17 protein-coding genes and 1 pseudogene are annotated in these 19,314 nt (G+C 63.5%); 9 read left to right on the top strand and 9 right to left on the bottom strand.

Translation table 11 applies throughout. The features are described 5' to 3' along the window. Positions 1-18: 18 nt before the first annotated feature. From ACIP1G_RS10150 to ACIP1G_RS10130, 5 genes are all read right to left on the bottom strand, one after another. Positions 19-1,665, bottom strand: a complete 1,647-nt coding sequence (locus ACIP1G_RS10150) for an acyl-CoA synthetase (RefSeq protein WP_400736116.1) — start codon at positions 1,663-1,665, stop codon at positions 19-21. 96 nt (positions 1,666-1,761) lie between these two features. Further along, positions 1,762-2,529, bottom strand: a complete 768-nt coding sequence (locus ACIP1G_RS10145) for an SDR family NAD(P)-dependent oxidoreductase (RefSeq protein ID WP_400736114.1) — start codon at positions 2,527-2,529, stop codon at positions 1,762-1,764. Continuing rightward, positions 2,529-3,701, bottom strand: coding sequence for an acyl-CoA dehydrogenase family protein (locus ACIP1G_RS10140; RefSeq protein WP_400736112.1), 1,173 nt, complete (start codon positions 3,699-3,701; stop codon positions 2,529-2,531). Before ACIP1G_RS10140 ends, ACIP1G_RS10145 begins: the two co-directional genes overlap by 1 nt. A 49-nt stretch (positions 3,702-3,750) precedes the next feature. Further along, on the bottom strand, positions 3,751-4,107 hold the full coding sequence (locus ACIP1G_RS10135; protein WP_400736109.1) for a DUF6285 domain-containing protein: 357 nt from the start codon (positions 4,105-4,107) through the stop codon (positions 3,751-3,753). Further along, positions 4,104-5,162: a phosphotransferase family protein gene (locus tag ACIP1G_RS10130; RefSeq protein ID WP_400736107.1), complete on the bottom strand. Its 1,059-nt coding sequence runs from the start codon at positions 5,160-5,162 to the stop codon at positions 4,104-4,106. Before ACIP1G_RS10130 ends, ACIP1G_RS10135 begins: the two co-directional genes overlap by 4 nt. A gap of 199 nt (positions 5,163-5,361) precedes the next feature. Between ACIP1G_RS10130 and prpR the strand changes: the two genes are divergently transcribed. Beyond that, on the top strand, positions 5,362-7,308 hold the full coding sequence (gene prpR / locus ACIP1G_RS10125) for a propionate catabolism operon regulatory protein PrpR (protein WP_400736104.1): 1,947 nt from the start codon (positions 5,362-5,364) through the stop codon (positions 7,306-7,308). Positions 7,309-7,466: 158 nt separating this feature from the next. Here the strand turns inward: prpR and ACIP1G_RS10120 are convergent, their stop codons facing one another. Beyond that, a complete protein-coding gene (locus ACIP1G_RS10120) occupies positions 7,467-8,417 on the bottom strand; it encodes a LysR family transcriptional regulator (protein WP_400736101.1) in 951 nt (316 codons plus the stop codon). A gap of 146 nt (positions 8,418-8,563) precedes the next feature. Between ACIP1G_RS10120 and ACIP1G_RS10115 the strand changes: the two genes are divergently transcribed. The 5 genes from ACIP1G_RS10115 to ACIP1G_RS10095 all read left to right on the top strand — a co-directional run bounded on the left by ACIP1G_RS10115 (position 8,564) and on the right by ACIP1G_RS10095 (position 13,538). Next, a complete protein-coding gene (locus ACIP1G_RS10115) occupies positions 8,564-9,739 on the top strand; it encodes a M20 aminoacylase family protein (RefSeq protein ID WP_400736098.1) in 1,176 nt (391 codons plus the stop codon). A 25-nt stretch (positions 9,740-9,764) separates the two neighbouring features. After that, the gene (locus tag ACIP1G_RS10110; RefSeq protein ID WP_400736095.1) at positions 9,765-11,081 is read left to right on the top strand and encodes an MFS transporter; all 1,317 of its coding nucleotides are present in this window, start codon (positions 9,765-9,767) and stop codon (positions 11,079-11,081) included. Positions 11,082-11,181: 100 nt separating this feature from the next. Further along, positions 11,182-12,528: an OprD family porin gene (locus tag ACIP1G_RS10105; protein WP_400736092.1), complete on the top strand. Its 1,347-nt coding sequence runs from the start codon at positions 11,182-11,184 to the stop codon at positions 12,526-12,528. A gap of 231 nt (positions 12,529-12,759) precedes the next feature. Beyond that, positions 12,760-13,077, top strand: a complete 318-nt coding sequence (locus ACIP1G_RS10100; protein WP_400736090.1) for a type II toxin-antitoxin system PrlF family antitoxin — start codon at positions 12,760-12,762, stop codon at positions 13,075-13,077. Further along, positions 13,077-13,538: a type II toxin-antitoxin system YhaV family toxin gene (locus ACIP1G_RS10095; protein WP_400736087.1), complete on the top strand. Its 462-nt coding sequence runs from the start codon at positions 13,077-13,079 to the stop codon at positions 13,536-13,538. The genes ACIP1G_RS10100 and ACIP1G_RS10095 overlap by 1 nt, the downstream gene beginning before the upstream one ends. A gap of 11 nt (positions 13,539-13,549) precedes the next feature. Here ACIP1G_RS10095 and ACIP1G_RS10090 read toward each other — a convergent pair. Beyond that, a pseudogene (locus tag ACIP1G_RS10090) lies at positions 13,550-13,702 on the bottom strand (glutathione S-transferase); the annotation flags it as partial. 355 nt (positions 13,703-14,057) lie between these two features. Here ACIP1G_RS10090 and ACIP1G_RS10085 point away from each other — a divergent pair. From ACIP1G_RS10085 to ACIP1G_RS10075, 3 genes are all read left to right on the top strand, one after another. Continuing rightward, complete coding sequence (locus tag ACIP1G_RS10085) at positions 14,058-14,573, top strand: sigma-70 family RNA polymerase sigma factor (protein WP_400736084.1); 516 nt, start codon at positions 14,058-14,060, stop codon at positions 14,571-14,573. After that, positions 14,570-15,490, top strand: a complete 921-nt coding sequence (locus ACIP1G_RS10080; RefSeq protein WP_400736081.1) for a FecR domain-containing protein — start codon at positions 14,570-14,572, stop codon at positions 15,488-15,490. The genes ACIP1G_RS10085 and ACIP1G_RS10080 overlap by 4 nt, the downstream gene beginning before the upstream one ends. Positions 15,491-15,601: 111 nt before the next feature. Next, positions 15,602-18,025: a TonB-dependent siderophore receptor gene (locus ACIP1G_RS10075; RefSeq protein WP_400736079.1), complete on the top strand. Its 2,424-nt coding sequence runs from the start codon at positions 15,602-15,604 to the stop codon at positions 18,023-18,025. Between the two features lie 188 nt (positions 18,026-18,213). On the opposite strand, the gene ACIP1G_RS10070 is transcribed toward ACIP1G_RS10075, so the two are convergent. Beyond that, the gene (locus tag ACIP1G_RS10070) at positions 18,214-18,438 is read right to left on the bottom strand and encodes a hypothetical protein (protein ID WP_400736076.1); all 225 of its coding nucleotides are present in this window, start codon (positions 18,436-18,438) and stop codon (positions 18,214-18,216) included. A gap of 71 nt (positions 18,439-18,509) precedes the next feature. Further along, positions 18,510-19,223 carry a DUF72 domain-containing protein gene (locus tag ACIP1G_RS10065; protein ID WP_400736393.1) on the bottom strand — a complete coding sequence of 238 codons (714 nt, stop codon included), beginning with the start codon at positions 19,221-19,223 and terminating at the stop codon, positions 18,510-18,512. Positions 19,224-19,314 lie beyond the last annotated feature (91 nt).

Below are 19,314 nucleotides of genomic sequence, written 5' to 3'. Positions count from 1 at the left end.
TACAGGCGTTGCACTCGATCAATGCTCGGCGTCGGCGATCTGCGCCTCCTGTTGCCGGGCCCACTCACGCAGGACGAACTTCTGTATTTTGCCAGTGGCGGTCTTAGGCAGGTCCACGAGTGACACATGTCGCGGCGCCTTGAAGTGCGCCAGACGCTCACGGCACCAGCGGATCAGGTCGTCCCCGCTGGCCAGTGCATCAGCGCGCAGCGTGACGAAAGCGTGAGGTGTCTCGCCCCAGCGCGAATCCGGACGCGCCACCACCGCAGCCTCGACCACCTCGGGGTGCTGGTAGAGCACTTCTTCTATTTCCAGCGAACTGATGTTCTCGCCGCCAGAAATGATGATGTCCTTGGCCCGGTCCTTGATTTCCACATAGCCGTCCGGGTGCAGCACGGCCAGGTCGCCCGTGTGCAGCCAGCCGTTGGCCAACGCGGCACGGGTAGCCTCTGGGTTGTGCAGGTAGCCTTTCATCACAGTGTTGCCCCGCACCACCAGTTCGCCAAGGGTAAGGCCGTCGGCCGGGACCGGGCGGCCGGTGTCGGTATCCAGCACCGTGGCCTCTTCAAGCATCGGGTGGGCGACGCCCTGGCGGCTCATGAACTGGGCCCGGGCCTCCAGCGGCAACTCGTCGACACCCGGCTGCCACAGGCACAGGGTGCTGGGGCCGTAGCTTTCGGTCATGCCGTAGGCGTGGGTGATGCTGAAGCCGCGTGCCTCCATCGCGGCGATCACCGCGCTGGGTGGGGCGGCGCCGCCGGTGATCACCGACACCGGCCCGCGCGGCGCGCCGGCGTGCTCGGCATGGATCAACATCGACATCACCACCGGCGCGGCGCTCAAATGGGTCACGCCATGCACGGCGATCGCGGTGTGGATAGCTTCGGGCTGGACCTTGCGCAGGCACACATGGGTGCCACCGGACAGGGTCACCGCCCAGGTGTGACTCCAGCCGTTGCAGTGGAACATCGGCAAGGTCCACAGGTAGACGCTGCGCGGCCCCAGCTGGAAGATCAGCGCCCCGGCGCAGGCGTTGAGGTAGGCGCCGCGGTGATGCAGCACCACACCCTTGGGGTCGCCGGTGGTGCCAGAGGTGTAGTTGACGGCGATCGACTGCCACTCGTTCTGCGGCGCACTCAGCGGCCGCCCAGGGTCGCCCTGGGCCAGAAACGCCTCATAGTCCAGGTCGTGGGCCAGGTCGGCGCGGTCAGCCTGCTCATCGTCGATACCTACCAGCAAGGGTGGCGATTCGAGCATGGCCAGTGCCTGATGAACGACCCCGCCGAACTCGCGATCGCAGATCAGTACCTTGGCTGCGCAATGACGCAGGATGAAGGCGATGCTGCGCGCCTCCAGGCGGATATTGATGCACACCAGCACGGCGTCCGCACCGGGCACGCCATAGTGCGCTTCGAGCATTTCAGGGATGTTCGGCGCCAGTATCGCCACCCGTTCGCCCGGCTGCACGCCGACCCGCTCCAGCGCACTGGCCAGGGCGCGGCTGCGCTGGTGCAGCAACTGGTAGCTGTAGCGCCGCTCGCCATAGACCACGGCATCACGCTGCGGGTACACCAGGGCGGCGCGTTTGAGGAACGACAAGGGTGAAAGGGGCACATGGTTGGCTTCGTTAGGGGCAAGCTCATGCTCGAAGGTTGGGTGAATCATCACTGACACCCCATCGACAGGTTATCCAGGCATTGAAGGTACATACACATCTCCCGCTTATTGTTGTTCTCGCCTCAGGCTTGGGTCCGCGTCAGATCACAGGCTGCTGCACAGATGCCCGCCATCGACCACGATCTCGGTGCCGCTCATAGCCCGCCCGGCATCGCTGGCCAGCAACAGCAAGGCGCCATCCAGGTCCTGCGGCTGGCTGAAGCGCCGGCTGGGGATACGCAAGCGCAGCTTGTCCCCGGCCTCGCCGGCCAGGAAGGCATCGTTGAGCTCGGTCATCACGTAGCCCGGCGCCAGGGCGTTCACCCGGATGCCATGGCGCGCCAGTTCCAGGGCCATGGCGCGGGTCAGGTGGGCAAGCCCGGCCTTGGCCGCCAGATAGGGGCCAACGGCGCCGGCCACGCGGCTGGCGAGGATCGAAGTCACATTGATCAGGCTGCCGCCCTGCCCCGCGGCGACCATCCGCCGGGCGCACTCCTGGGCCACAGCCCAGGCGCCCTTGAGGTTGGTGTCGAGCACCCGGTCCCAGCTCTGGTCGTCGCAGGCCAGTAGCGGCTGGCTGTCGCTCACCCCGGCATTGTTGACCAGCACATCCAGCGGGCCGGCGGCGTCGAGCACCCGGCACACATCGTCACGGCAGGTCACATCCAGGGCCAGAGCCCGCGCGCGACCACCGGCCAGCTCAATGGACTCGACCAGGCTCTGCAGCGGCGCCAGGCGCCTGGCCGTCACCACCACCTCGGCACCGGCCGCCGCCAGTGTAGTGGCGAAATGTCGGCCAAGGCCGCTGGAGGCGCCGGTCACCAAGGCGCGGCGCCCATCAAGGGCGAACAGTCGGGCAACAGTCGGCTGCATCAGTGGGCTCCCGGGCGCTGGTCGAGGAGCTTCTTCGCCAGGCTCATGCGGTGTACTTCGCTCGGGCCGTCGTAGATGCGGAACGGGCGAATGTCGCGGAAGATCCGCTCCACCACGGTCTCCCCGGTGACCCCGCGCCCGCCCAGCACCTGCACGCAACGGTCGACCACCCGCCACAGCGCCTCTGCGCTGATCACCTTGGCCATGCTCGAATCGACATTGGCGCGTTGGCCCTGGTCGAGCACCCAGGCGCAGTGCCAGACCGCCAGGCGCACCACATGCAGGTCCATCATGTTGTCGGCCAGCATGAAGCCTACGCCCTGATGCTCACCCAACGGCTTGCCGAACGCATCGCGGGTGCGTGCGTAGTCACAGGCGATGTCATGGGCCCGTCGCGCAGCGCCGAGCCAGCGCATGCAGTGGGTCAGGCGCGCCGGTGCCAGGCGCACCTGGGCATAGCGGAAGCCTCTGCCGATCTCGCCCAGCACATCGCTGGCCGGTACCCGAAGGTTGTCGAAGCGCAGTTGCCCGTGGCCGCCGGTGAAGCAGCTGTCCAGCGTATCCAGCTGACGCTCGTGGATGATCCCTTCACGCTGCATGTCGGTAAGGAACATGGTCGCCGAGCCATCCTCCATGCGCGCCATGATGATGGCGAACCCGGCGCCGTCGGCCCCGGTGATCAACCATTTGCGGCCGTTGATCAGGTAGTCGTCGCCATCGCGGGTGGCGGTAGTACGCAGCATCGATGGATCAGACCCCGAGCCCGGCGCCGGTTCGGTCATGGCGAAGCACGAACGCACGTGCCCCTGGACCAAAGGCCGTAGCCAGCGGTCCTTCTGCGCTTCGGTGGCCACCACGTCCATCAGGTGGATGTTGCCTTCGTCCGGGGCATGGATATTCAGCGCCACCGGGCCCAGAGGCGAGTAGCCGGCCTCTTCGAAAACGATCGCCTTGGCGGCATGGCTCAGGCCCAGCCCACCCATTTCGCGGCTGGCGTGGGGCGTCAGCAGGCCTGCGGCCTGGGCGCGGGCCTGCAGGTCCCGACGCAGGGCGTCGCTGGGGCCATGGCCATCCTGGCGTGGGTCGTTTTCGAACGGGATGACCTGTTCGGCAATGAAAGTGCGGGTTCTGGCCTGCAGTTCGAGCAGTTCGTCTGGGAGGGTGAAGTTCATGATTGTCCTTGTTCGTGCTTGTCGGTCTTGAAACAGGGGCTCGCCGCGCTCAGCGCACGGCCTTGGGGTTACTGATCGCCAGCCGGTCGAGGGTCACCTGGCGCAGCGTCTCGACCAGGGTGCGAGCGCTGTGCGGGGTGTCGTGGCGACCTTGCCTAATCGCCCGTGCCAGCTGGCCGCGGGCATTCTGCAATGACGGGGCGGGCGCATCGATCAGCGCGGCCAGGCGCGTCTGTTCCTGAAGGCTGACGACGGCGTCCAGGCGGTTTTCCCGAGCGGCGATGGCCATGGCGTTGGCGATCATCAACGTCGGGTAGCGCAGCTCGCCGGGCAGTGCCGGCAGTACCTGCTCGAGCAAGGTCTGGCGGGCGATTTCGAGTAGTTCATGGGCGTGCGGCTGGGTCATGGCGCATCGGCTCCGGTCATGTTCAGGATGTCGAGTTCAAGCTCGGGCAGCAGGCGCGCGGTCAGAGCCAGCTCCAGGGAAGGTTCTTCGCCGGACAGGTGGCGCTGCCCCTGCTGCAGCGCGATCACCGCCCAGCGCAGGGTCGCCATGACCTGCCAGTAGTGCAGTTGGCGGGGCTCGATCCACAGTGGCGATACCTGGTGGTAGCCACGCAGGAAATCCGCCAGCTGGCCGATGCCGCCGGCTTCCAGGTCAGGGCGGGTGAAACGCCAGCAGGGGGCGGTGAACCAGCCCAGGTCCTCGCAAGGGTCGCCCCAGCCGGTGAACTCCCAGTCCAGTACCGCCTCCAGCCCCTGCTCGCTGGCCAGGTAGTTGCCCGTGCGGTAGTCGCGGTGCAGCAGACACAGACGGCTGTCGCGCGGGGCATGAAGCTCGCACCAGCGCAGGCCCCACTCCAGTGCCGGGTAGGCATCGTCAAGGGTGTCGAGGTAACGACGATAGGCATCGACGGTGGCCAGGGCCGGCGAATGCTGCGGCACGGGCAGGAAGTCCAGCGCCGCACTCGGCGGGCGGATCTGATGCAGGCGCGCCAGGTTGGCGCCGAGCTGCTCTGCCAGCCGGGCCTGGCCCTGGGCGCCCGCCCCTGCGCTGAGCAGCCGCCCGGCTGCGACACCCGGCACGTACTCCATCAGGAAGAACACCCGCCCGTGGACCTGCATATCGCGACATAGCCAGAGCGGGCGCGGCACTTTCACCCCGGCCTGGCGGGCCACCTGCAACACGGCGAACTCCTGGGCGCGGTCGAGGCTGGCCGGCAGCGCGGACAGCGCGTCGCTGCGCAACACCCAACGCCGGGCACCGGCCCAGGGGCCGCCCTCGATCAGTAGTTCGAGCAGCCAGTTTTCCTGGATGGCACCGCCGCTCAGGCGCTTGCGGGCTTGCATGTCAACGCGCGTTGCCGTTGCCTGCTCACGGATGAAGTCGACAAGGCGCTGCTCATCGGTCGCGACCGCGAGTGTGTCGCCTGCCGGACAAATCGTAGAGGAACTGCTCATGAATCAATCGTCCTGCCTTCGGTTTCAAGTGGGCAGGTCAGCTAGAGCAACACCTGGGCCAACTTTGCCCGGGTCACCTGCAGCCCCCGTCGAACCTGGCCTGCAGCGACTTATGGGAAAAACTGACGAGACGCCATATTTCACATATGAAACAAAGTAGTTCACCATGGAAACACTTCAATTCTGAACAGGCGCCGCCATGCACTCCCCCACCTCCCAGGTCGTCGTGCTGATCAGCCACCTGCAGCGCCCCCGGCAACGCAGCCGCCTCGCCCATATGGTGGCCGCGCTCGCCGCGGACTACCCCGACACCCACATCGAAGTGCTCGACACTTCGGTTACCGAGGCACTGCAAGTCGCCCGCGAGCTGGAGTTGCGCGGCGAAGCCGACGTGTTCATCTGCGCCGGGGCCACTGCCGCCTACCTGCGCAAGCACCTGGCGCTACCGGTACTGACGATGCGCGTGGGCGGCGATGACCTGCTGCGGGCGCTGGGGCAGGCGCGCGAGCATGCCTCGCAAGTGGCCTTGCTCAGCTACAACCGCATCGACCAGGGCCTTCAGGCCATGGCCGCACTGTTCACGGTGCAGGTTCACCAGGCCGCCTACACCTCCCTGGAAGAAGCTCGCCAAGAGGTCGAACAGGCCGCGCGGCTGGGATGTGGCAGCATCATCGGTTCCTCGACGGTGGTGGAGCTGGCGGAACAGGCAGGCCTGCACGGCGTGCTGTCACTGAGCGAGGACACGGTGCGCAAGGCGCTCGAAGAGGCCTTGGGCATTCTCGACAGCCAACGTATCGAGATCGCCAAGCGCCGGCACTTGAACGCCGTGCTGCAACACATCCCCACCGGCGTGGCGGCGGTCGACAACCAGGGCGTGGTGCAATCGCTGAATCCGGCCCTGGCCCATCTGCTGGATTTGCCCCTCAGCGCGGCGCTGGGCCGTCCGTTGCAGCAGCTGTGCCCTGAACTGGACCTGGAGCAGGCGTTTGCGGAGGGTAGCGAAGAAAACCGGGTGATCCGGCTCGATTCACATGCAGTGGTCAGCAACCTGCTGCCGATCCTCGAGAACGGCCAGCGCACCGGCCTGGTCCTGACCTGCCAGGACACCACCGCCGTGCAGCGCGCGGACCAACGCATCCGCTCCACCCGCCGCCCCGGCGCCTTTACCGCCCGCTATCGGCTTGAGCAGCTCGACGGTAAAAGCCGGGCCAACCGCGAAATGCTGCAGCTGGCCAGGCGTTTCGCCACCAGCCAGTCAACTATCCTGATCACCGGTGAAAGCGGTACCGGCAAAGAGTTGCTGGCCCAGGGCATCCATAACGAGAGCCCGCGCCGGCAAGGCCCCTTCGTCGCCATCAACTGCGCGGCGTTCCCGGAGTCGCTGCTGGAAAGCGAACTGTTCGGTTATGAGGAAGGCGCCTTCAGCGGCTCGCGCAAGGGCGGCAAGCCCGGCCTGTTCGAAGTGGCTCACCGTGGCACGCTGTTCCTCGACGAGATAGGCGACATGCCCGTGTCACTGCAGACGCGCTTGTTGCGGGTACTGCAGGAGCGCGAGGTCCTGCGCCTGGGCGGCACCGAGCCGATCGCGATCGATGTACGCATCATCGCCGCCACCCATCAGGATCTAAGTGCTGCGATACAAGATGGCGATTTTCGTACCGACCTGTATTACCGGCTCAACATCCTGCGCCTACAGACCACGCCCTTGCGCGAGCGCCCCGAGGATATTGCCCTGATCTGTAGAGGCATCAGCCAGCGCCTGCTGGTCCAGGGTCAGCCGCCCGGCGCGGCGGAGGTGCCAAGCGCCCTGCTGCCTTATTTGGCGCGTTATGGGTGGCCAGGCAATGTGCGTGAGCTGGAGAACGTGATCGAGCGGGCGATGCTCTCGGCCTGCGAGCTGCTGGGGGAGCACGGCGTGGACGAACAGTATCTGGCGCGGGTGCTGCCCGAGCTGTGCGAAAGTGTCGCGCCAACCAGCCGTGCCAGGCCCTCCCAGGAGTCGGACCTGCACAGCATAGGCAAGGCCGCCCAGCTGCGGCATGTGCAGGAAACCCTGGATAACTGCCGGGGCAATCTCGATGAAGCGGCGCGGCAGTTGGGAATCAGTCGGACCACTTTATGGCGAAGGCTCAGGTCAGTGCGGTGAATCAGGTACTTAGCCAACCAACGGCCAATTACCGATTAAGTATCGTTCCGCGTCGACGGAAGACGTTAGTCACGAACGCTCCAGTACAACCGGCTGCCGCGTCTGCTTTGGCACATAACATTGCTGCGGTAGAGGACTGTCCATCTATGTTGCGACCATCAAAAGCTCAATCTGAGCTTTTCCATAATCCGCCTACCTGTTACATCACTTGAGCGATTCGCGGCCTTTAGCGCCTGCCGTAGACAACTCACCAGACAACGCGCGGCCGGGTCCAGAGTCTGGTCACGCAACTGGATCACGCTAATGTCGCCCTCATCCAAGGACTCCTCAAGTTCCAACGCTTTCGCCTTGCTGCGCAAGGGCTCACACAGAAGCATTGGTTCAGGCGAAAACCCAAGCATTCCACCGTCGATGATCAGGCTACTCAGCATAGCGCTGGATTGAGCGCAGACGATTCGTCCTGGCTCAATGGTCAATCCATGACGCCCGAAAAGTTGATGCATCAACGCTTGTTGCCCAGCTTGGGTAAAGTTCATCACCCAGTCCTGCCCGAGTAACTGTCCCAGCGACCGAGCACCAAGCATAGGGTGATCGATACGTGCCAACACCCGCATGGGGTAGTGGGCCAAAACCTCATGGCTGAACTCCTGGGTCGACAGCCCGCCGGCAGGCCCTAGGGCAAACTGCATCTGGCCGCTGCGCAGCAATGCCAGGCTAACCGCCTGCAAGCCTTCGTAAAGCTCCAGTTGGACCCCTGGCATCTGCTGACGAAAGGCTTGCAGTGCCGTGCCCAGCAAGGTCTGCCCGAACCAAGGCGTAATGCCCACGCACAGGCGGGTCGGCGCTTCGCCGCGCAGGCTCGCCAAGTCGCGCTGAGCCTTTTCCAGTTGGCTGGCGATCTGCCGAGCATGAGGTAAAAGCGTCAGCCCGCCAAAGGTCAGGCGCGCACCACCGGCATGGCGGGACAGTAAGGGCAGCCCTTGCTCTCCCTCCAGCTCGCGCAGGGCACGTGTGATAGCGGCCTGGGATAAGTCCAGGGCCCGGGCGGCCGAGCGGATGCCGCCGTGGTCGGCCACGGCGATCAGGGCCTGTAGCTGGTGCAGCTTCACGAAGAGTCTCCTGCCTGAACACCAAGGGTCGTCATGACAACATTTTTGCGGCTTATGCCCCGCCGCCGATGGCGCTAGGTTAGAGCACGAGGCCAAGGCCGCCAACTGGCCCAGCAGTGTCGCCTCGCGAACCAGGAAATGACAACATGCATACCACCTGCATTGCCCCCGGCATCGCTGCCATCACCCCGGCCATGATCGAGTTGCGCCGGGCGATCCATCAACAGCCCGAACTGGGTTTCGAAGAATTTGCTACCAGCGCACGAGTGGCCAGCCACTTGCGCGAGTGGGGCTACGAGGTCCACCCGGGCATGGCAGGCACCGCCGTGGTTGGCTCTTTGCGAAATGGCAAAGGTCCCACCCTGGGCCTGCGTGCCGAACTGGACGCCTTGCCCATCGAGGAACAGAGCGACCACCCCTGGGCCAGCACGGTACCGGGCAAGATGCACGCCTGCGGCCACGACGGGCACACCGCGATGCTATTGGCCGCCGCCTGTGAGTTGGCCCGCGAGCGCAATTGGCGTGGCACTCTTCACCTGATCTTCCAACCAGCCGAGGAAGGCCACGGTGGCTCAGGGGCCAAGCGAATGCTTGATGAGGGCGTGTTCGAGCGTTTCCCTTGCGACGCGGTGTATGCATTGCACAACTCCCCCGGCATGCCGCTGGGCCAGTTCGGCGTACTCGCCGGACCACGCATGGCCTCCACCGACAGCGTCACCATCGTCATCCATGGCAACGGCGGCCACGGCGCGATGCCTGACCGTACGATCGACCCGGTGGTAGTGGGCGCCTCGCTGGTACTGGCGTTGCAGACTATCGTCTCGCGCAACGTGCCGCCGAGCGAAACCGCGATCATCACCGTGGGCGCCTTCCTCGCCGGCGATGCCGCCAATGTCATTCCCGGCCAGGCCGAGCTGCGCCTGAGTGTGCGGGCGCTGGACCCCACCGTGCGCCGCCTGCTGCGCCAGCGCATTCAGGCCTTGGCCGAGCACCACGCGCAAAGCTACGGAGCCGCCGCCGAGGTGAGTTTCGGCGAAGGCTATCCGGTACTGGTCAACGACCCGCAGGCCAGCCAGCTGGCCGAACAGGTAGTGCGCGACTGGCTTGGCGACGAAGGCCTGGCAAAGGGCCAGAAACCGATCTGCGCCAGCGACGACTTCGCCTTCTGGCTCGAACAGATGCCTGGCTGCTACCTGCTGATCGGCAACGGCGAAGGCAGCGGCAGCTGCGAAGTGCACAACCCCGGCTACGACTTCAACGACCTGGCACTGCCCTTGGGCGCAACCTTCTGGGTGCGGCTGGCGCGGCGCTTCCTGGCCTGACGGCCACCGCAAGAGAGCAACGACGATGACAACAAAAACAACAGACTTCGCCATCGACACCAGGGCCCCACAGCCCAGCAAGCGCCGGGCGATCGCCGCGATCTGCGTGGGCAATGCCCTGGAGTTCTATGACTTTCTGGTCTACAGCCTGCTGGCCACACTCATGGGCAGGCTGTTCTTCCCCTTCAGCGACCATCCGCTGGTCCCACTGATGCTGTCGCTGGCCGTGTTCGGCACCGGCTTTGTGATGCGGCCGCTGGGTGGCCTGGTGATAGGCTTATATGCCGACCGCGTTGGGCGCAAGGCGGCCATGCGCCTGACCCTGTGGCTGATGGCGATCGGCTCACTGCTGTTCACCATCGCCCCCACCTATGCCCAGGCCGGCCTGCTGGGCCCGGCCGTGGTGATCGCCGCGCGCCTGCTGCAGGGCTTTGCTGTGGGCGGTCAGATCGGTACCTCGACCACCATGCTCATGGAGTACGCCGACAAACATTCGCGTGGCTACTACTGCAGCTGGCAAACCTTCAGTCAGAGCCTGGGCATTTGCATCGGCGCGTTGATGGTCACCCTGCTTAGCAACCTGCTCAGCCCCGAGGCCATGGACAGCTGGGGCTGGCGGCTGATCTTCGCCATGGGCCTGCTCGCCATCCCGGTCAGCGAATACATCCGCCATCGTTTGGAAGAAACCCACGCCCATCGCCAGGTCTCGCGCAGCCGCACGCCGGTGTCCCAGGGCAAACAACTGGCCCTGTTGCTTCAACACCCGCGCTCGATGCTGGCAGGCGTGCTGCTGGTGATTGGTGCCACCGTGCCGATCTACACCATCCAGTTCTACCTGGCCAACCATGCCATCGGCGTACTCGGCATGCCCCTGGCCAGTGGCACCTGGGCGGCGATCGTGGCCTGCCTGCCACCGCTGCTACTGTCGGCCCATGCCGGCCGGCTGAGCGACCGCATCGGCCGGCGCAAGGCGATTTTCCGGCCACTGCCGATCCTGCTGCTGGCGATCTACCCGGCGTTCCTGCTGCTCAACCAGTACCCCAACCTGCCGGTGTTGCTGGCCGTGGTGTTCCTGCTGAGCATCCCGCTGACCTACACCATCGTGCCCAACCTGGCGATCCTGCCGGAGCTGTTCCCTACCCGTATTCGCGCCTGCGGCATGTCGTTGGCGTACTGCGTCGGCGTGGCCCTGTTCGGCGGTTTCGCCCAGCTGTTCGCCGCAGGCCTGGTAAGCCTAACCGGCAACACCAACGCCCCAGCGTTCTACATCATCGCGGCGATCCTGCTGTCGCTGGTGGGCCTGAAACTGGCACCGGAAACCGCCGGCAAAGACCTCGATTGACCCTCCCGGCTCAAGGATGAGCCCTCCCCACTCCTTATGCCCACAGGCCTTGCGCCTGCAGCAACCGGCTGCGCCTAAAACAAAAAACAGGTGAACCCCCATGCTCCATCGCCACGCCACACTGCTGTGCACCGCCCTGCTGGCCACCGACGCCCTGGCCGAGCCCCGGGGCCTCATCGAAGACAGCCAGCTGGAGCTGCGCAACCGTAACTTCTATTTCAATCGCGACTTTCGCAATGGCGCCAGCAACAGCCAGGGCGACAATGCCGCGCGCCCTACCGTCGAGCGCAAGGGCTACCGCGAAGAATGGGCCCACGGCATGATGCTCGGCCTCACCTCCGGCTACACCCAGGGCGCAGTGGGCCTGGGGCTCGATGCCCAGGCCCAGCTCGGCCTCAAACTCGACAGCGGTCCGGGGCGTACCGGTACCCTGCTGTTGCCTGTCAGCCATAACCGCCAGCGCAGCGCTGAGGTGACGGACGACTACAGCCACGTGGGAGGTGCGCTCAAAGCGCGTGCGTTCGCCAGCGAGGTGAAATGGGGCGAGATGCGCACCTCGACCCCGGTGTTCACCACCGCCGACAGCCGCCTGCTGCCAGAGATGGCCACAGGGCTGTACCTGCGCAACGATGCGCTGGGCGGCTTGCTGTTCGAAGGAGGACACTTCACGGCCTACCGCGACTTCACCTCCAGCAATGGCGACGATAGCCTGCGTACCCGCTACTCCGACGTCGAGGTGCGCAGCCTGGACTTTATCGGTGCCACCTACCAAGCCAACGGAACCCTGAGCGTCAAGCTGTTCCACGCCCGCGCCGAGGACAACTGGCTGCAGAACTACCTGAACATCAATCAGGACATCCCGTTCTCCCCCGCCAGCGGCCTGAATCTGGACCTGCACCTGTACCGTAGCGACGACACCGGCCGCGCTCTCTCCGGCCGGGTGGACAACACCAGCTGGAGCCTGGCCAGCGCCTGGCGCCACGGCGCTCACCGCATCACCCTGGCCTACCAGCAGATCGACGGCGACACGCCCTTCGACTATGTCGGCGGCCTGTCCATTGACTTGGCCAACTCGGTGCAGATATCCGACTTCAACGCCCCGGGAATGAAATCCCGCCAAGCCCGCTATGACCTCAACCTGACGGGATACGGCATCCCCGGCCTAAGCTTCATGACCCGCTACGTCTCCGGCAGCAACGCCAGCGATGCGCAGTGGCGCCCTGAGCGGCACTATGCCGGTGGCCCGCTATCAAGCTACGGCCAGTACGATGGTGCCCGCTGGCACGAGCTGGATCTGGAGTTGCGCTACGTGGTGCAACAAGGGCCAGCCCGGGACCTCTCCGTGCGCACGCGGGTGGCCAACTACCGGGGCAACCAAGAGGCGCAGGTGGACCTGCCGGACATCAATGAAGTGCGGCTAATCGTCGAATATCCACTCAAGTTATAACTTCAGCGACTCTACAGTTTTAGGCCAACAAACCACAATGGAACCTGATTCTCTGGTCGATCCCAAAATGACAGGGAGAAACCATAGTGGATCGTGTCCCGAGAAGTGGTGTAACTCATCCTGCGGCGCTATTGAGCGTCCTCCCCGCCTATGCTTGATCAGCAGGAAACCAAGATTGACCACGTAAGGATTATTCCTTACCATTCTATCAATCAATCCGGGAGAACGCTCATGCCTGCCATCCACGAAATCGCCACATTGACCTCGAAGGGACAGGTCACACTGCCCAAATCCGTTCGCCAGCTTTTGGGCATTGACACTGGTGGCAAGATTGCATTCGACGTACGCGGCGGTGAAATCGTGGTCAGCCGCGTAGACGCCATCCACGAAGACCCTGCCATCGGTGCATTCCTGGGTTTGCTGGAGGCTGATATCCGAAACGGACGCAACCTCACCACCCTGCCTGAAGACTTGGCGCAAACCATGCTCGCCAACGCAAATCACTCCGTAAACCTGGACGAAGATATCGATGGCGAGGTCGCGATCTGATGCTGCGACATGGCTGGACACTGTTGTTCCATGAAGGTGTGACTTTACAGCTACGCAAATTGCAAGAAGCCGCCGCCCGGGCCGAGCAGAACGACCCGCAAGGTTTTGAAAGCAACGCCAACGTGAAGCTGTTTCGGGCATTGAGCCATCTGATCATGGAGGCTGTGCCTACCGACCCGGGCCGTGACGAGTTCCGCCAAGGCAACACGCTGGGCACCGCCTACCGACATTGGCGGCGGGCAAAGATCGGTAGGCGCTTTCGGCTGTTCTTTCGCTATGACTCAAAATCCAAGATCATCGTCTATGCATGGGTCAACGACGAAAATACCCTACGGTCCGCAGGCAGCAAATCCGATCCATACGCCGTATTTGAGAAGATGCTGGGCCGCTGCAACCCTCCTGATGACTGGGATGCGCTGATTACTGCCACGCGTAGCGACTGGGAAGAGGCCAACCCGTAGGTTGCGGGACGGGCATAATCTTGCGCCTGATGTTCCAGAGCGTCCAGGTCAAGAGGGCTCAATTCGAACTCGACTCCCTTTTCGCGAAGCGCCACAAAGCACGACATTGCGTAAGGACTTGTGAGTTGAGCATCAACATACAAGCACAGGCTGGAAGTGCTCATGGCGTCATCTCCATATGTGGGTGCAAACACGCTAAGAGATCCAGCACTAAAAATAAAATTCATGTTTTTCATGGAGGCATTCCTGTCTGGAATGCGATTTCTCTCGCGAGGCTGTTAGGCGTCGACAAGTGCCAGAGGCGAACGTTTGCATTCGACCCGGGCAGTGTAAAAGCATGCCAAAGATCCACTCAGCAGTGGCAGATCCAGGCGCTGCCACACCAGCGCTCACCGCTATAGTCAGGAACGTACTATCTCGTAGGGTGGATTCGAGCTCGCTGGATAACGATTCACAAGCCCCTCGTCTACCACTACAATCGCGACAAATTCTTATTCGCAAAAATGGTAGGTAGTCAGTATGCCAGCGGCGGGCCTCGAATCTGCAGCGCATCAGCATCTGCACGCGTTGTATCGTGACAACTGCGGCTGGCTACGTAACTGGCTGCACAAGAGGCTGAACAATGCTGCTGATGCCGCCGACCTGACCCAGGATACCTTCGTGCGGGTGCTGCTTGCGCGCACCGCCGGCACACTGCAGGAGCCCCGTCACTACCTGGCAACCATCGCCCGGGGCCTGGTGATCGACCTTTACCGCCGTCGCAGCCTGGAACAGGCGTATCTCGATGCATTGAAGCTCTGCCCCGAGGTACACGCACCGTCAGCAGAGGCGCGGGCGCTGATCCTGGACAGCCTGCAGGCCATTGACCGCATGCTCGATGGCCTCGGCGCACGTACCCGGCAAATCTTCCTCGCGGTGCAACTCGACGGGCTCACCTACGAGAAAACCGCTGAGCGTCTCGGGGTATCAGTCACCACGGTGCGTAAGCACCTGGCGGCAGGCCTCATGCACTGCTTGTTGCTGGATGAGGCATGAAGCAGGTTCTTGCCCAGGCAGTAGAGTGGTATGTGTGCCTGCACGACAGCAACGTCAGTGAGGCCGCCCGCAGTGAATGGCAGGCCTGGCTGGCCGCGGACCCGCAACACGCCGAGGCCTGGGCGCGCGTGGAGCAACTGCAGCAGCGCCTGGTACTGCCTGCCGGGGTTGGCGCCAGCACCTTTGAACAAGCTCGCCAACAGCGTCGCACCGCCTTGAAGATGCTAGCACTGCTGCTTGGTGCCAGCACCGTCTGCTGGCAGGGCTATAAGGCCTCGCCTTGGAGTGCAGACTATTTCACCCGCGTCGGGCAGCGTCGCCAGCTGACCCTTGCCGATGGCAGTCAGCTCGTGCTCGACACCGACACCCGCGTCGATGTGCGATTCAACGCCAGCCAGCGGGTGCTCGTCCTGCGTCAAGGCGAGTTGTTGATCGAGACGGCCAAGGACGTCCGCCCACTCAGCGTGCAAACGGCTGAAGGCCGTATCCTTGCCTTAGGCACTCGCTTCGCGGTGCGTCAGGACCAAGGGCTCAGCCGGGTGACGGTCGAGGCGCACGCCGTTGAAGTGCAGCCACGGCTGGCGGCACGACAGGTGGCACGTGCAGAAGCGGGCCAGAGCCTGAGCTTTTCCGCCGACAGAATCGGCCCCATATGCCCCGCTGCGCCGCACGCGTCGGCCTGGGCCCAAGGCCTGCTGGTGGTGATCGACTGGAGGTTGCAAGACGTTCTTGCCGAGTTGTCGCGCTATCGGCATGGCTATCTGGGATGCGCGCCGGAGGTGATGGACCTGCGCCTGTCCGGCACCTTCCTGCTGGACGACAGCGAGGCAGCGCTGGCTAACCTCGAAGACGCCCTGCCCGTTAAAATTCAGCGGTTCACGCGTTTCTGGGCGCGGGTCGCCCCCCGCCACGCGTGAGCCACTGAAAAAATTGTTCATCCAGGGGTTACAGATTTTCATTCCTGTTTCGGCTCTTCCTGCACGAGCGCAAAAGACGCCGCCTATGCCAACCCTGACAGGAACCTTTGAATGTTTTTCCGCCCTTCACTCCAGACCTGCAGCATCCGTACTGCCGCACTCACCTTGGGCCTTGCAGGCTCGCTGCTGGCCACAGCACCGGCGTGGGCAAAACCGCTCGCCTATGACATTCCGGCCGGCAGCCTGGCCACCACCCTCAGCCAGTTCGCCGCCGCCAGCGGCGTGATGATTACCTTCAGCAGCCAAGAGACTGCCGGCCTGCAATCGCCCGGCCTGCAAGGTCACTTCGAACTGGAACAGGGCTTTGCCAGGTTGCTGCAAGGCAGCGGCCTGCGCGTAGCGCACGCCGGCGAGCGGCGCTATGTGCTGGCGCGCGCGCAAGACGGCGGTGCCCTGGAGCTTGGTGCGACCAGCATCAATGCCGCCAACCCGGATGGCGCCAGCGAGGACACCGGCTCCTACACCGTCGCGTCCACCCGTACCGCTACCAAACTGCCGATGTCGCTGCGTGAAACGCCGCAAACTGTCAGCGTCATGACCCGCCAGCGCATGCAGGACCAGCAACTGACCACCCTCAGCGACGTGCTGGAGCAGACCCCTGGGCTGTCGGTGCAGAACATCGACAGTGAGCGGGTCAATATCTATTCGCGTGGCTACTCCATCGACAGCTACCAGTTCGACGGTATCCCCAACACACTGGTCGTGCAGACCAGTGCGAGCCCGCAAAGCATGATCGACACCTCGATCTATGACCGCGTCGAGATCGTCCGTGGCGCCACCGGCCTGATGACCGGAGTCGGCGACCCCTCCGGGAGCGTGAACTTGATCCGCAAAAAGCCTACGGCGGACTTTCGCGGTTCGCTAAGCGCCGGTGCGGGGTCGTGGAATACCTACCGTACCGAAGTCGATCTCTCTGGCCCGCTCACCGAAGATGCGCACCTGCGTGGGCGTACCGTGCTGGCCTATCAGCAGGGCAACAGCTTCATCGACCACTACCAGCAGGAGAAGCAGACCTACTACGGCATCATCGAAGCCGACCTTAGCGACAGCACCTTGCTGACCTTGGGCTTCGACTACCAGAAGAACGACCCGCGCGGTGTCTCGTTCGCCAGCTTCCCGCTGTTCTTTGATGACGGCGAGCAGACCGACTTTTCCCGTTCGACCAACGCCGGCGCGCGCTGGAGCTACCGCCAGCAGAATACCCTCAACAGCTTCGCCACCCTCGAGCAAGGCCTTGCCAACGACTGGAAGCTCAAGCTCTCGGTGAACAACATGTACAGCACCCGCGACTATTCCCTGGCCTCGGCCAGTGGCGGCAACCCGAACACGGAAACCGGTGACGGCGTTTACCTGTATGGCGGCGACGGCTATGGCTCACAGCGCCAACTCGGCGCCGACGCCATGCTGCAGGGCCCGTTCCAGCTGTTCGGTCGCGAACATGAACTGGTGGTCGGCGTCAGCGGCTCGGAATTCCACGACTACAGCAACCCGGACAACGACGACCTGGAAATGCGACCGGTCAACATCTACGAATGGGACAATGACACCGCCCGCCCCGAGTCGGTCGGCAAACTGATGAACGACGACACCACCATCCGCCAGGATGCAGCCTACCTGGTCACCCGCTTCAAGCCCACTGACGACCTGTCGCTGATCTTCGGTGCCCGTGTCGGTGACTACAGCTACAAGAAGAAGGCGATCTACAACCCGCCGTTCACCCGCTCATCCAATTCCGCCGAGTCGCGAGAAAGTGGCTTTGTCACCCCATATGCCGGCGTGGTTTATGACCTCAACGAGCTTCACTCGGTGTACGCCAGCTACACCAAGATCTATAAGCCGCAGTCGATCCGCGACCGCAGTGGCGCCACGCTTGATCCGCGCGAAGGCGACAACTATGAAATCGGCCTGAAGAGCGAACTGCTTGATGGTCGGGTGAACACCGCCATCGCACTGTACGAAATCAAGCAGGACAACCTGGGTGTCGCCACGGGTGAAACGGTCGAGGGGACGATTCGCGAGTCTGCCTACCGGGCCGTCTCGGGCGCCACCACCCGCGGCATCGACATGGAGATATACGGCGAAGTGCTGCCCGACTGGAATGTCAGCGCCAGCTACAGTCACAGCCTCAGCAAGGACGCGGATCACGAGCGGATCAACACCGAGGCACCGGCGAACCTGGTCAAGTTGTGGAGCACCTATCGTCTGCCAGGCGAGCTGAATCGCCTGACCCTAGGGGGTGGTATGAACTGGCAGAGCGGCCTGAGCCTGACCACACGCCTTGGCAAGGCTACCCAGGAGCAGTACGCGGTCTTAAACCTGATGGCCCGCTATGACCTCACCCAGCACCTCAGCGCTTCGGTCAACGTCAACAACCTGTTCGACAAGAAGTACCTGAGTTCGTTGGATCCGACGTTCTATACCGGTTATTACGGTGAACCGCGCAATGTGATGTTTAGTACCCGATACAGCTTCTGAAAAACTGCAACACAGGAGCTGTCATCGCTGCATTCATTTCTAGCTTTTTGTACGACAAGTCGCCGAATGGCGATCAAGCAAGGCGAAAACAGGCGAGGAGCGGCCGGGGTCGCGCGCGAGCAAAGACTGTGCAGAAAAGAGCACGGGCACACAAACCGGACTGTGCGCCCGGCCATTTGCGTAGGTATTCAGCGGCTGGCCTTCTTGTCGGCCTCGGCCAAGTGCTGGTTTATCTGGCGCGTCTGCTCTTCCTGTTCCTTGATGGAAGTGGGCGTAATGACCTTGTCCACTGCCTCGGTATCCCGGTCCGGGCGCTCGAGCACCGGGTCTGGCGCCCGCTCGCCTTGCTGCGCCTCTTCAGAAGAAAGCGGCCGAGGGACTTTATCGCCGGTCTTGCCATCGTCAGGTTTCATGGGATGCTCCTTTCACTGCAAAGTGTTCACAGAAGAGCCCGACGGCAGCAAAAAAGTTTGATCCGGTTGCATCAGCGCAGATATTGCTGAAGCGCCAGCGCGTTACCCACTGCCGCACCAGAAGCGGTGTTGTCGAAGATGCACCAGGTAGCAGCACCTGCTGCGTGACTGCGCTGCAGGCGCTCAGCCAGCTGTTGCAGGCACTGTTGCGAATACTCGCTGTGGTAGATCCGCGGCTCGCCGTGCAGGCGCCAGTAGACCAATCCAGGCCAGCCAGCGGGTTGCGCGTCGACAGCGAAACGTGAAGGGCTCGCCGCCACCTGGGCAATACGCAAGTCGATCAGCATCGACTGCGCAGCTTGCCAACTGGCGTGCCTGGGCTCGACCGCCACCGACCCGGCATGGCGTTGGCGCAGGGCTTCAAAGAAACGCCGATCGCGGCGGGCATCATGGGCCAGCGATGGCGGAAGTTGTACGAGCAGACAGCCCAGGCGGTCACCCAATTGCAGGCATTGGCCAAGAAACGCATCAAGCGCAACCTCACAGTTTTCCAGGCGCAGCTCGTGGGTGATGATCCTGGGCAGCTTGACGGCGAAGCGAAAACGCTCCGGTACCGAGCAAGCCCAACGGGCGTAGGTCGCAGGCAGATGCGGCCGGTAAAACGAGCTGTTGATCTCCACGGCATCAAGCCGCGCGGCGTAGCGCTGCAAGTGGCTGCCCGGCTGCAGGAACTCTTCGGCGTACTGGCGGGACAAGCTCCAGCCCGCGCACCCCAGGTAGATCATCATGGCACTCCAAAGCACGCCGTTGCTGCAATGGAGTCGCCAGGGCCGGTCGTCGTTCCATTGGCGCAATCGGATTGAACACCCACCACAA

It is taken from the genome of Pseudomonas sp. NPDC089392 (assembly GCF_044749595.1).
Lineage (GTDB): Bacteria > Pseudomonadota > Gammaproteobacteria > Pseudomonadales > Pseudomonadaceae > Aquipseudomonas.
This window is presented reverse-complemented; position numbering and strand designations above follow the sequence as displayed.

Coding starts and splice junctions, on each gene's coding strand:
- ACIP1G_RS10150 (WP_400736116.1), bottom strand. CDS start 1,665: ATGATTCACCCAACCTTCGAGCATGAGCTTGCCCCTAACGAAGCCAAC.
- ACIP1G_RS10145 (WP_400736114.1), bottom strand. CDS start 2,529: ATGCAGCCGACTGTTGCCCGACTGTTCGCCCTTGATGGGCGCCGCGCC.
- ACIP1G_RS10140 (WP_400736112.1), bottom strand. CDS start 3,701: ATGAACTTCACCCTCCCAGACGAACTGCTCGAACTGCAGGCCAGAACC.
- ACIP1G_RS10135 (WP_400736109.1), bottom strand. CDS start 4,107: ATGACCCAGCCGCACGCCCATGAACTACTCGAAATCGCCCGCCAGACC.
- ACIP1G_RS10130 (WP_400736107.1), bottom strand. CDS start 5,162: ATGAGCAGTTCCTCTACGATTTGTCCGGCAGGCGACACACTCGCGGTC.
- prpR (WP_400736104.1), top strand. CDS start 5,362: ATGCACTCCCCCACCTCCCAGGTCGTCGTGCTGATCAGCCACCTGCAG.
- ACIP1G_RS10115 (WP_400736098.1), top strand. CDS start 8,564: ATGCATACCACCTGCATTGCCCCCGGCATCGCTGCCATCACCCCGGCC.
- ACIP1G_RS10110 (WP_400736095.1), top strand. CDS start 9,765: ATGACAACAAAAACAACAGACTTCGCCATCGACACCAGGGCCCCACAG.
- ACIP1G_RS10105 (WP_400736092.1), top strand. CDS start 11,182: ATGCTCCATCGCCACGCCACACTGCTGTGCACCGCCCTGCTGGCCACC.
- ACIP1G_RS10100 (WP_400736090.1), top strand. CDS start 12,760: ATGCCTGCCATCCACGAAATCGCCACATTGACCTCGAAGGGACAGGTC.
- ACIP1G_RS10095 (WP_400736087.1), top strand. CDS start 13,077: ATGCTGCGACATGGCTGGACACTGTTGTTCCATGAAGGTGTGACTTTA.
- ACIP1G_RS10085 (WP_400736084.1), top strand. CDS start 14,058: ATGCCAGCGGCGGGCCTCGAATCTGCAGCGCATCAGCATCTGCACGCG.
- ACIP1G_RS10080 (WP_400736081.1), top strand. CDS start 14,570: ATGAAGCAGGTTCTTGCCCAGGCAGTAGAGTGGTATGTGTGCCTGCAC.
- ACIP1G_RS10075 (WP_400736079.1), top strand. CDS start 15,602: ATGTTTTTCCGCCCTTCACTCCAGACCTGCAGCATCCGTACTGCCGCA.
- ACIP1G_RS10070 (WP_400736076.1), bottom strand. CDS start 18,438: ATGAAACCTGACGATGGCAAGACCGGCGATAAAGTCCCTCGGCCGCTT.
- ACIP1G_RS10065 (WP_400736393.1), bottom strand. CDS start 19,223: ATGATCTACCTGGGGTGCGCGGGCTGGAGCTTGTCCCGCCAGTACGCC.